Annotated in this window: 7 protein-coding genes; 2 read left to right on the forward strand and 5 right to left on the reverse strand. The window is 63.9% G+C overall.

What is annotated here, in order from left to right; all coding sequences use genetic code 11:
• Nucleotides 1–29 precede the first annotated feature (29 nt).
• Nucleotides 30–2,252, reverse strand: coding sequence for an FAD-dependent oxidoreductase (locus tag R1T44_RS15310; protein WP_317292266.1), 2,223 nt, complete (start codon nucleotides 2,250–2,252; stop codon nucleotides 30–32).
• Nucleotides 2,253–2,548: 296 nt separating this feature from the next.
• Here R1T44_RS15310 and msrA point away from each other — a divergent pair, with 296 nt between their 5' ends.
• Nucleotides 2,549–3,226, forward strand: coding sequence for a peptide-methionine (S)-S-oxide reductase MsrA (gene msrA, locus R1T44_RS15315; protein ID WP_317292267.1), 678 nt, complete (start codon nucleotides 2,549–2,551; stop codon nucleotides 3,224–3,226).
• 117 nt (nucleotides 3,227–3,343) lie between these two features.
• Here msrA and R1T44_RS15320 read toward each other — a convergent pair whose 3' ends face one another.
• Nucleotides 3,344–4,663 (reverse strand): MFS transporter, encoded by a 1,320-nt coding sequence (locus tag R1T44_RS15320; protein ID WP_317292268.1) that lies wholly within the window; start codon nucleotides 4,661–4,663, stop codon nucleotides 3,344–3,346.
• Nucleotides 4,664–4,850: 187 nt separating this feature from the next.
• Here R1T44_RS15320 and R1T44_RS15325 point away from each other — a divergent pair, with 187 nt between their 5' ends.
• A complete protein-coding gene (locus R1T44_RS15325) occupies nucleotides 4,851–5,825 on the forward strand; it encodes a LysR family transcriptional regulator (RefSeq protein WP_317292269.1) in 975 nt (324 codons plus the stop codon).
• Nucleotides 5,826–5,976: 151 nt separating this feature from the next.
• Here the strand turns inward: R1T44_RS15325 and R1T44_RS15330 are convergent, their stop codons facing one another.
• The 3 genes from R1T44_RS15330 to R1T44_RS15340 form a co-directional block, all read right to left on the reverse strand.
• Entirely contained in the window at nucleotides 5,977–6,576 is a 600-nt protein-coding gene (locus R1T44_RS15330) for a C40 family peptidase (protein WP_082388350.1), read from the reverse strand.
• A gap of 311 nt (nucleotides 6,577–6,887) precedes the next feature.
• Nucleotides 6,888–9,515 carry a DUF1266 domain-containing protein gene (locus tag R1T44_RS15335; protein ID WP_317292270.1) on the reverse strand — a complete coding sequence of 876 codons (2,628 nt, stop codon included), beginning with the start codon at nucleotides 9,513–9,515 and terminating at the stop codon, nucleotides 6,888–6,890.
• Between the two features lie 241 nt (nucleotides 9,516–9,756).
• Nucleotides 9,757–12,840: an efflux RND transporter permease subunit gene (locus tag R1T44_RS15340; RefSeq protein ID WP_317292271.1), complete on the reverse strand. Its 3,084-nt coding sequence runs from the start codon at nucleotides 12,838–12,840 to the stop codon at nucleotides 9,757–9,759.
• Between the last annotated feature and the right edge of the window lie 3 nt (nucleotides 12,841–12,843).

Here is a 12,843-nt window from a genome sequence, read left to right on the forward strand (position 1 = left end):
ACCTGCAGGCCCGCGGCATGATTCAGCGATTACTCTTTTTCGACAGCTACAGTCCGCTCAGCAGTGTTTGCCTTGAGGGTCTTGGTCGGCTCGAAGCGGCCGTTGCGGCGCCAGGTGAAGTAACGGTCGAGCACCTTGAGCACGCCTTCCGGCTTGTGGGCATTCTTCCACATGCCCGCCGCGGCCTTGTTGGCCTCGGACAGCGTCGGATACGGATGGATGGTGGACAGGATCTTGTTGAGACCGATGCCGTGTTTCATCGCCATGGTGAATTCCGCCAGCCATTCCCCCGCATAGGCACCGACCAGCGTCACGCCGAGGATACGATCGCGTCCCTTCTCGGTGAGCACCTTGACGAAGCCTTCGGTGGCCCGCTCGGCCAGCGCGCGATCACTCTCGCCCATCTCGTAATGCGTGACCTCGTACTCGTAACCCTGGGCCTTGGCTTCGGTTTCGTTGAGGCCGACACGTGCCACTTCCGGCTCGGTGTAGGTGACCATCGGCATGATACGGTAGTCGACCTTGAAGGTCTTCAGGCCACCGAACAGCGCGTTGACCGCCGCGTGCCACGCCTGGTGACCCGCCGCATGGGTGAACTGATAGGGGCCGGCCACATCGCCACATGCCCAGATGTTCGGCTGCAGGGTCTGCAGCGACTCGGAGACATCGATGGTGCCGCGCTCGGAGACCGCGATGCCCAGCGCTTCCAGACCGAAGCCTTCGACGTTGGCTTCGCGGCCGATGGCCACCAGCAGCTCGTCAAATTCGATCCAGCTCTCTTCGCCCTCCGGTGATTCGACCACGATGTTGCGCATCGGCTCGCCGTCCTTGCCGGTCAGCACCTCAATGCGAGTCGCCTTGGAGTTCACTCGCAGATCAACACCTTCACCCGAGAGCTGTTCATGCATCAGCGCGCTGACTTCTTCGTCTTCACGCGGCATCACACGGGGTGCGCCCTCGATGATGGAGACCTGGCTGCCGAGACGCGCGAAGCTCTGGCCCAGCTCCATGCCGATGGGGCCGGAGCCCAGCACCACCAGACGCTTGGGCTGCACCTTGAGGTCCCACAGGTTCTCTGAGGTCAGCGGCGTGATCAATTCCATACCCGGGATAGCTGGCACACGCGGACGGGCACCGGTGGCGATCACCACGTTGCGCGTGGTCAGCACGCGGCCATCGACTTCCACCTCCCAGGGCGTCTTGAGCATGGCACTGCCGGTATGCACTTCCACGCCGAGGCCTTCATAACGTTCGATGCTGTCATGCGGCTCGACGCTTTCGACCACGTCATGCACATAGCCCATCACCTTGGCGAAATCGATTTCCGGCTCGTTGGCGGTGATCCCGAAGCGCGCGGACTGGCGGATCTCATGGGCCGCACGTCCGGCACGAATCAACGCCTTGGAGGGCACGCAGCCGGTATTGAGGCAGTCGCCGCCCATCTTGTGCCGCTCGATCAGCGCGACACGCGCATTGACGGCGGAGGCGATATAGCTGGTGACAAGGCCGGCGGAACCGGCACCGATGACCACCATGTCGTAGTCGAAGGTCTTCGGCTTGGTGAAGCCCGCCTGCTGCTTGCGCTTGCGCAGCACGCCGACGATCTTCTTGGCGATCAGCGGGAACAGGCCCAGCGCGATGAAGGAGGCGATCAGTCCCGGCGACAGGATGCCGGACAGGGATTCCAGCTGGCCCAGCTCACGCCCGGCATTCACGTAGATGGCAGTGCCCGCCAGCATGCCCAACTGGCTTGCCACGTAGAAGGTGACCACGCGCATGCGGGTCAGGCCCATCACCAGATTGACGATGAAGAACGGGAAGACCGGCACCAGGCGCAGCGTGAACAGATAGAAGCCGCCTTCGCGCTCGACGCCACGATTGAGGGATTCCAGCTGACGGCGGAAGCGCTTCTCGATGCTCTCGCGCAGCAGAGTGCGGGAAATCAGGAAGGCCAGCGTCGCACCGATGGTGCTGGCGAAGGAGATCAGCAACAGCCCCCAGCCGAAGCCGAACAGCGCGCCACCCAGCAGTGTCAGCAGTGCTGCACCGGGCAGCGAGAGTGCCGCCATCGCCACGTAGACGACGAAGAAGGTACCCGCGACCTTGTAGGGTGATTCCGCGAACAACGCCTGAAATTCCGACTGGCTGGCCTTGAGGCTCTGCAGAGTGAAGTAATCCTGTGCCCCGCTGGCAAAGAAGACCACGATGGCAGCGACGATGGCGCCCAGAAGCAGTAACTTGCGTTTATTCACTGGCGATTTCCTTTTCGATTCCTGCCGTCATGGGCATGTCATTGGGATGTACCGTGTCCTTACGAGGCATGTCGCTGACTGGATGCACAGATTCGCGTAGCGGAGTGAATGGCAGTGGCTTGATCACGACAACGGTAACGTTTCATTCTGCATGTTCGCATCCATCCCACGTTTATTCGCGTAGAAACCTATACAGGCAGTGAGGACTCAACAGCGCCAGTCACCTCACGGCTCACCGAGACATGGAGATTTCCGTGTACTCATCTCGAAGGAATGACGCCTTTCCCGGAGACACCATGACCCGATACACGCGAATCCCCTTCCCTGCGCTCAGACGTCTCACGCCACTGGCAAGCCTGCTCGGCGGCCTGCTGCTTGCCGGCCACGCCCATGCCTTCGACCCGCAGACAGCGCCCAAGGGCGTCGCCGAGGGTGTCGCTCAGGGCCAGGAAGTCGCCATCTTCGCCGGTGGCTGCTTCTGGTGCATGGAAGGCCCCTTCGACAAGCTTGACGGTGTGATCTCGACCACCTCCGGCTATACCGCCGGCGAACAGGACAACCCGACCTACAAGCAGGTTTCCTCGGGCGGCACCGGGCATACCGAAGCGGTCAAGGTGGTCTATGAGCCGGAAAAGGTCAGCTACGACACCCTGCTGGAGGTCTTCTGGCACAACATCGACCCGGTCGCGGTGGACCGCCAGTTCTGTGATGCCGGCACCCAGTACCGCAGTGGCATCTACCCCCTCGATGAGGCCCAGCGAGACGCCGCCGAGGCCAGTCGCGATGCGCTGAAGGACAGATTCCCCGAAGGCATCGCCACCGAGATCGAGGCGGCAGGGCCCTGGTATGCGGCCGAGGACTACCACCAGGACTTCTACAAGAAGAACCCGGTGCGCTATCGCTTCTACCGCGCCGGCTGTGGCCGCGATGATCGTCTGGAAGAGATCTGGGGTGACGACGCGCCCGCGCACTGATCTCGCCCTCCAGGCCCTCTGAACGACAACGGCTCGCCATCTGGCGAGCCGTTGTCGTTTGCGTGCTCTGGTGTGCGTGCCCTGCTCTCTATTCTGCGGTCTGCCCTGCTCTCAGGCTCAATACTGCGTGGTAGCCCGGCGCCAGCACAGGATCGCCAGCGAGAAGGTCACCGCCAGCACCAGTACGCTGGCGGCCACCACCCCGGGCCAGCCGGCAGCCTGCCAGAAGGGTTCCAGCCAGAAGCCGCCGAGACTCGCGCCCAGATAGTAGGCGGTCAGATACAGCGCACTGGCACTGGCCCGCGCGCCCTCGGCATTGCGCCCGACCCAGGCTGAAGCTGTGGCATGCGCGAGGAAGAAGCCGAAGGCATTCAGACTCAGGCCGATCAACATGCCGATCAGCGAGTCACTCAGCGTCAGCAGCGTGCCGAGCATCACGATGCCGGTGCCCAGCATCATGGTCAGCGCCTGACCGCGTCGCTGAGCGATCGCCGGCGCGGCCTCGCCGTCCTCAACCACGGCCCCCGGCACCAGACGCCGTGCCAGCCGGCCAGACTGGGAGGCGCCGAAGGTGCCCGCCAGATAGGTCAGGAACAACAGCCCCAGCCATTGACTGCTGAGCGACCAGGGCGCCTCACTCAGCCGGAAGGTCATGTAGCTGTAGAGATTGACGAAGATGAAGAAATTCAGCCCACCGAGCAGAAACACCGGCCACAGCCGAGGATTGCGCAGATGGCGACCCAGACCTGCCAGCATGCTGCTCAGCTTGAGCGGCTGGGCGACGAAGCGTCTCTGGCGCGGCAACAGCTGCCATAACGCCCCCAGCACCAGCAGGCTGACGCCGCCGATGGCGGCGAAGCTGGCCTGCCAGCCCCAGTGCTCCGCGATCACGCCCCCCGCGACCCGCCCCGAGATGCCGCCCAGCGAATTGGCACTGATGTAGAGCCCCACCGCCACCATCAAGGCGGGTTGCTCCATCTCGTCACTCATGTACGCCACTGCCACCGCCGGCAGGCCGCCGAGCAGAAAGCCCTGCAGCGCGCGCACCGCCAACAGCGACCAGAAGCCCTCGGCGAACAATGCCAGCCCTGAACAGGCCACCCCGCCGGCCAGGGTCCACAGCAGAATACGCCGCCGCCCCAGCGCATCGGACAGCGGGCCGAACACCAGCAGTGCCATGGCCAGCGTCAGGGTGCTCACCGACAGGGACAGACTCGCCTGCAGCGAGCTCAGGCCCAGATCCGTCGCCAGCAGCGGCAGCAGCGGTTGCACCAGATAGAGGTTGATGAAGACCACGAAGGAGCCCAGGCACAGCGCCTGGGTCATGCGCCGCCAGTCACGCCCGCGCGCCTTGAGCGGCTCGGGCAGCTCGGACTGTGAGGCGGAAACCGAGGTGGCGGAATCGGGGGAAGAAGACGCGGAAAGCGATGAAGCCATCAGGTACCTGCACTCAATCAAGCATGGGGATGGCGCCAGTCTGCGCCGCGCGCTCGCATCAGTAAAATAGCTCGACATGATGCTGGCCATCAGCAAAGCTGATGGCAAAGGCGACACAGGGATGTCGCAAACTGCGTCGAGAGGAAGCTGCGCTGATAAAGGACTTCGCGATCAACAGGACCCTGCGATGAAACTGCCCTTCGATCTGCGTGCACTGGAGATATTCGTCAGTGTCGTCGAGCACCAGAGCTTCACCACTGCCGCTCAGGCACTCAGCCTGGCCCAGTCAGCGGTCAGCCAGTCGATCGCCGGGCTCGAAAGCCGGCTGGGCACGCAACTGCTGGTCAGGGGCTCACGCGGTCTGCGCCTGACACCGGCCGGCGATACGCTGCTCGAGCATGCCCGCCCCCTGCTGCAACAGGCACAGCGCGCGGCACTGGCGATGGCGGAGCTCGAGGGGCTGGTCAAGGGCGAGGTGCGCATCGGCGTCTCCTCGATGCTCGGCTCCTACTACTTCCCGCCGCTGTTGATGGCATTCAAGGCACGCTATCCCGACATCAAGCTCAGCGTGATCGAGGGCGGCACCCTGAGCCTGCGCCGGATGATCGACAATGCCGAGCTGGACCTGGGCGTCATCGTCGAGGATCAGCTCGGCACCGACACCCATGGCCTGATTCGACGCCACTTCCTGAGCGAGGAAATGGTGGTCTGCCTGGCGAACGATCATCCGCTGGCCGCTCGCGCGCAGATCAGCGTCGAGGAGTTCTTCGCCGAGGAGCTGGTGGTCTTCAAGCGCGGCTACTTCCATCGCGACTTCATCGAGCGCCTGGCCAGTCAGCATGGTCTCGCGCCGAGCATCGCCTTCGAATCGAACCTGATCGCCCTAAACAAGGCGATCGTCGCACGTGGCTTCGGGATCACCACCTTCCTCAAGCGTGTGGTCGAGGACGACCGTGAAGAGAACAACCTGACCGCCGTCTCCTTCGATGAGCCCGCCTGGCTTGAGCTGTCACTCGCCTGGCGCCGTGAGCGCGGCCTGTCACGTGCCGAGCAGGCGCTGGTCGATTTCGTCATTGAACACTCGGCGGCCGGGAGGCCCACCCCGGATGCCTTGAGCGCTGATGATCAGGCAAGCAGCACTGCGCTGAAGCCCCCTTCCTGAGCAGTGACTGACATTTGCCAGGGCTCACAAACGACAACACCCGGCCAGGGCCGGGTGTTGTCGAGGAAGGTACTTGTCTCTTCAAGGGCTTGTCTATTCAAGGGCTTGTCTGTGTCAGCGCTTGTCTGTTTCAGTGCGACGCGTGATCAACTCACTGGCTGCGCATGGCCAGCTTCATCTGCATGGCCTCGTAGGGCATCGGGCGACGCGACTGCCAGTAGTGCTGGGACCAGTAGACATTGTCGAGTCGCGACAACTTCACGCCACGCGAGGTGGAGGCATGCAGGAAGTAGCCGTTGCCAACGTAGACCCCCACGTGGTTGTAGCGACGCGAGGGACGGAAGAAGACCAGATCACCCGGCTTGAGCTGCGACTTGTCGATGCGCTTGCCACGCTTCACCTGGTCGGTGGTAGTGCGCGGCAGATCGATGCCGAAGCCATCACTGAAGACATGCTGCATCAGGGCGGAGCAATCGATGCCGCGGGTGTTGGTTCCCCCCAGACGATAGGGCGTCCCGGCCCAGCGGTCATGCTCTTCCAGCAGGACATCGCGAATGCTCGGCCCTGACATGGCGTAGTCCTGCGACTCGGCGGCCGGCTGGGACGCGGACTGGCGATAGCGCTTGAGCTTCGGCAGTTCCGGCAGGTCCACATCGTAGTAGGCCACATCATTGGACGGTGTTGAGTGACTGGCACAGCCTGCCACACCCAGTGGCAGGATCAGAAAACAGCATAATAACGCGTGGCGCATCCAGCATTCCTCGTCGTGGGCCCGGCGCTGGAAGGGTGAAGGTGAGCAGCGCTTGCGGACGGCGATAACCATTGATGCATGACGATGATCGTTGATCGATCAGGGATAATACGGCGACTATCTGACAAGGTGGGCCGGATCAGGCAGCAGCACACCTTGCAACACGATGACGACAGTCAGATGACAAACTCGAGTCGTTCGCAGGATAGTAGTTCATGTTTCCGCAAACCGTATGCCATTGCCGCACAAGTTAGACCAAAGCATCAGAGAAAGTGCCCTCTGCCGCTCACCCAACCTGAATTGAATCCTGCTCAGTGCAGCGTGCGGGCGTCTCCGCTCAGCACATCCAGATGCAACGCCGGCCAATGCCCCGGGCGCGCGCCCGGGAAATCGAGACTCGACCAGGCACCCGCCAGCGGTGGCGCCGCCGTCAACCACTGGATGAGCGCATCGCGGAAGCCGCGCAGGAAGCTGTCACGCTGGTCGGTGTCGCCCATGAAGAAGGCATAGCCGGCGAACAGCCCCCGGGCATATTCCTTCCAGCTGCCGTAGTGGTCACGCGCCATCGCATAGGCGCTGTCCAGATAGGCGGTGAAGGTCGCATCGTCCAGCCAGCCCAGCTGGCGCCCGGCAATCGCGAGATCCACCATCTGGGCGATGTCCCACGCCGCCATGTCCAGCTCGTTGCAGCGCGCCTCGTTGTTCCTGACGCGTCGCAGACGGTCCAGATGCACCTGCTCATCATCGCCGCGTTCGGCGCTTTCCAGCACGTCGATCTCATTGTCGAGACGGGCGCGATTGAGGGTGTAAGGGCCGTAATTGATCTGGTATTCGTCCCGATCACCGGCATCGCGCAGGAAGTCGAGGAAGCCCTTGAGCGCCTCGGCATTGGCGAGGCCGTAATGGCCTTCGAGCCAGCCGCTGAGCTCCTCGACGCCCCGCCCATACTCGACCATCGGCTCGCCCCAGCACGGCGTATTGAGCGGACCGCTCAGCGCCAGCGCCGTGAAGCGATCCAGACTCGGGCGCAGCCCCGGCTCCTGCCAGTCGCTGGCGCGCCAGTCGAGCCAATGGAACAGGCTGCCGGGGTCATCGAGATGCCAGCGGATCTCGTTGACCAGCGGATGATCCTCGAGTTCCGGCACCGCGGATTCCCACACCGCCCAGGCTCCCAGCAGACGCATGGCGTCCGGATAGTAGCGGCACAGGGCACTGCGCAGACGCTCGGCACACTGGGCCAGCTCATCGGCCGGGAAATCACCGCTGTCCTGGACCATCAGCAGGTAGAAGGCGTACTTCTCGGCCATCACCACGCTGGCGGGATAGCGATGACAGACGGCCAGACGCTGTCGGCGTTCCAGCTCGACGGCATCGGCACGCCCGAAGGGCGTCTGGGCGTCGGGCAAGGCACCACGCGCGGCATCGGCGGCCAGCTGGTTGAGATGATGCGCCTGCGCCGGCAGCCAGAAGCGCGCCATGCCCTGCACGCCATCGCGGGTGTCCAGCGCCAGCGTCTCGTTGAGATATTGGCGTGCCTCTTCGCGGCGCGCCGTATCGACCTCGGCGACAAGGCCCTGGCGATAGAGCAGGTCCGGCTCGCGGATACTGGCGATGGCCAGCACCCAGTGGCGGCTGTCATTGCGCCACGCACGAATCGCCGTGCGGCAGCGCTCACGCTGGGCGGCAGGCAGCAGCGCATGCAGCTCGCAACGCAGCGGCGTCAGCGGCGACGCCATCAGCGGACGCCAGTCACTCTCGGTGTCGCGGGTCAGATCGACACCCTCGAACAGACTGCGACCGCGCTGATAGGCGCGGGCCACGCCCTGCCAGTCGGCATAGCGACGCACCAGCAGGTCGATGCCGTGGGCGGCGAAGTCCTCGCCCTCCTCACGACTCAGCCAGCCGGCACATAGCCCGGCGAAGGCGAGATCGACCAGACGCAGCCAGTCCCAGGCGGCGAATTCCAACGGCTCGCCACGATCGAGATACTGCAGCAGCAGCTCGCCATAGGCCGTCGGTGACGGGGGCTTTTCCAGCCCGCCATCGGCGACGTCGATGCTGGAGGAGGCATGCGCGGGGGCGCCCTTGCGCCCTTCCGTCTTGCGTTCGGCCTCTTCCTGAGCCGCATCCGCTTCCAGCTCATCCAGCCACTTGGCACGCTCGCTGTCGCTGGCCGTCATCAGGCGTGCGCTGTCGATGTCCCAGCCATAGCGATGCCCCTGCGAGGCCAGCCACAGCAGCAGTCGAATCAGCTCATCACGCCCGGTGATCGCCCAGGTCTCGGCCAGCCAGCGCGTGACGTCCGGCCAGTGCGCCGCGGCGTCAAAACCGCTGGCACCGTCCTCGTGCGGGCCGCTGTCATCGGTGGTCAATGTCTGACCGCCGAGCCACGGCGAGAAGATGGCGCGCGCCATCCAGACCCGGTCGCGCTCGCCCTGAGGCCAGAGCTCAGTAACCGCCACCGGAGGCTGTGCCTCCAGCGCTTCCTGCAGACGCGGCCAGGTGACGCCGGCGTCTTCGTGCTCCAACTGAGACAACGCGAGGCTGGCCTCGAAGAAGCCATCATCGCCTCGCGTCCAGCCCGCATCGCTGCGCGAATGAGCCAGGGCCTTGAGCCAGTCATCCAGCGAGGCGAAACGCCCGCCGATCGCCGTGAGCAGACGTATCAGCCAGGCACGCGTGCGCGCCTCTGACAGCCAGCCGGCGGTACGTGCCAGCGCCAGCAACTCCAGCGCCTCCAGCTGGTGCAGCGGGTCCGGAGTGTCATTGGGGAAGGCCTCCAGCAGACGCCATCCCAACTCGCCCGCATCCGGGACTTCCTGGGCCTTCAGACGCGCGCACGCCTGGGCCGGTGTCCACACCGTTTCCGGCGCTGCACTGAAACCCCAACCGCACAACACCAGCTGTTGCCCCCACCAGGCACTCAGGGGTTCGACCAAGGCACACCTCACGACTCGATAGGATTCGACTGACGCAACACTTGCGACCGGGCAACTCGCAACCGGCGGCGCATAGTGTAACGGAAAGGGGCTTGCGGCGATGCCCCTCGCGCAGGATAGCGACCACGAACCACACCATGACGCCCGATGACAATGGCACTGTCATCGGGCGTCATGGTGTGGGTGGCCGCGACTGCGCAGACCAAGATTACCGCATTCTCATCACATCAGGATCATCACATCAGGATGTCTTCATGGACTTGTTGCCGGTCGGGATGCGGAAGAAGGCGCAGTACGCCACCGGCAGCACCACCAGCGTCAGCAGGGTCGCCACGCCCAGCCCGAACACGATCACCACCGCCATGCTCGAGAAGAAGGCATCCGGGAACAGCGGAATCATGCCCAGCATGGTGGTGATGGCCGCCATCGACACCGGCCGCACACGACTGACAGCTGCCTGCACCACCGCCTGGAAGCGATCCTCCTGCTCATCGAGCTGCACGTTGATCTCCTCCACCAGCACGATGGCGTTCTTGAGCACCATACCGATCAGACTCAAGGTGCCGAGCAGCGCCATGAAGGTGAACGGCGCGCCGAACACGATCAGACCACTGACGATACCGATCAGCGTCAGCGGCACGATGGACCAGATGGCCAGCGCCTGACGCAGATTGGAGAACAGCAGCACCGTGATCACGAACATGCCCAGCAGCCCCATCGGCAGCGAGGAGAACAGCGCCTCCTGAGCTTCGGATGAGGTTTCGTACTCGCCACCCCACTCCAGGTGGTAGCCCTCGGGCAGCTCGATGGCCTCGATCTTGGGACGGATACGCCCCAGCACGCTGGCGGCCGTTTCGCCGGACAGCGGCATGGGCTCGGCGTACACCGCCAGCATGCGCTGACGATCGCGACGCTTGATCAGCGGGTCGCGCAGCTCGGTCTCGAGCGGCCCCATCACCGAGCCCGCCGGCACGTAGGTTTCCTGCTCATCGCTCCAGACGTTGAGGCTCGCCAAGGTGTCGAGGTCGAAGCGTTGACGCTCTTCACCACGCAGCAGGATCGGGATCAGCTCGGAGCCTTCGCGATAGACACCGACGCTCTCGCCGTCGCTGTTGATCAGCAGCGCCTGATGCAACGAGTCACGCGTCACGCCGACACGCCGCGCCTGATCCTCCAGGAATTCGGGCTCGATGCGATTGACGCGATTGCGCCATGACAGACGGATGCTGTCGGCCAGCGGCTCCTCCTCGAAGACGCTACGCACCTTGCCCGCCAGCTGACGCAGCACTGCGGGGTCTTCGCCGTAGAGGCGCGCCTCGAGACTCGCCTTGGCCGAGGGGCCGACCTGCAACGCCTGCACCTTGTACTCAACTTCAGGATACTCGGCGCGCACCAGGCGTATCACCTCCTCCATGCGCGCTTCGCGACTGGCCCGGTCCTGAGTCTCGACGATCAGCTGCCCGAAGCTTGCATAGCTGTCTTCCGGCGAGTAGGTCAGCGTGAAGCGCTGGGCGCCCCCGCCGGTGACGCTGGTGACATGATTGACCTTGTCCATCTTGAGCACCTGCTGCTCAAGGTCGGCGATGCGCGCTTCCGTCGCCAGCACATCGGTGCCTTCCGGCATCCAGACATCAACGAAGAACAGCGGTGTCGAGGCATCCGGGAAGAAGGCATTCTTGACCTGCCCGAAGCTCATCACGGCCGCCACCAGCAACGCCACCGCGCCCCCCAGGGTCAGCCAGCGCAGGCGAATCGCCCAGCTCAGCAGGCTGCGGAAGCCACGGAAGATGACGCCACGATAGGGGTCTTCCTCCTGATTCTCGTCCGTGTCGCTGCCTGCCGTCTCCCGCGCTTCGCGGAAGAACATGTCGAAGAAGAACGGTGTCAGCGTCAGGGCGGTGATCCAGCTCAACAGCAACGAGTAGCACAGTACCCAGAACAATGACCCGACGAACTCGCCGGTGGCATCCGGCGACAGACCGATGGGCGCGAAGGCGGTGATCGCGATCACCGTGGCCCCCAGCAGCGGCATGCGGTTCTGGTTGACGACCTCGAAGGCGGCCTGGCGCTTGGTCTTGCCGCGCTTGAGGCCGATCAACATGCCCTCGGTGACCACGATGGCGTTATCCACCAGCATGCCCAGCGCGATGATCAAGGCCCCCAGCGAGATCTTCTGCAGCTCGATGCCATGAATCGACATCATCACGAAGGTACCGAGAATGGTGATCAACAGCACCAGCCCCATCAGCACGCCGCTCTTGACGCCCATGAACACCAGCAGCACCAGAATCACGATGCCGACGGCCTCGGCCAGATTGATCAAGAAGCCGGACACCGCCTCATCCACCACCTGCGGCTGGTGATAGACCGTGGTCAGCTCCATGCCCAGCGGCATGCGCGACTCAAGCTCGCCAAGACGCTTGTCGACCAGCGCACCGACCTCGACCACATTGACGCCAGAGGCGAACGAGATGCCCAGCGACAGCGCCGTCTCACCATCGGTGTGATAGAGACGCGACGGCGATTCGGTGTACTCGCGGCTGACCGAGGCGATATCGCCGAGACGAATCAGGCCACCATTGCCGGGACGCCCGACCACCAGACGCTCCAGGTCCTGCACGCTCTGGAACTCGCCGCTTGGCTGCAGTTCCAGCGACAGGCCGTTCTGACGGATACGCCCGGCGTCGCCGACCACGTTCTGGGCATTGAGCAGGTTGGCGAGCTGATCCGGCGAGATGTTCAGCGCCTGCATGCGATCACGATCCAGCGCGACGATGACCTGCTCGCTGCGCGCGCCGACGATGGAGACCTTCTTTACCCCCTCCACCAGCGTCAGCTCACGCTGCAGGAAGTCGGCCTGGTCCTCGAGATCATGCGCCGAATAGCCCTTGCCGCTCAGGTTGTAGAGCAGCCCGAACACATCGCCGAAGTCATCATTGACGATCGAGGAGCCACTGCCGGGTGGCAGGCTCGACTGGGCGTCATTGATCTTGCGGCGCAGCAGGTCCCAGTACTGCTGCATCTCGCCTTCGCGCACGCTGCTCTCGAGCTCCAGCGTGATCTGGGAAAGCCCGGAGCTGTTGACCGAGCTGACGCGCTTGAGATTGGGAATCTGCTGGATCGCCTTCTCCAGCGGCAGCGTGACTTCCTCTTCCACCTGCTTGGGCGTCGCGCCCGGATACTGGGTAATCACCACCGCGTTGCGGATGGTGAACTCGGGAAATTCCAGCTGGCCGAGGCCGAAGAAGGAGGTCACGCCACCCACCGACAGCAGCAACACGACCATCCAGCTGATGACCTTGTGTCTCAGGAAATAATCGACCATGGA

Source organism: Cobetia amphilecti (genome assembly GCF_032923285.1).
Lineage (GTDB): Bacteria > Pseudomonadota > Gammaproteobacteria > Pseudomonadales > Halomonadaceae > Cobetia > Cobetia amphilecti.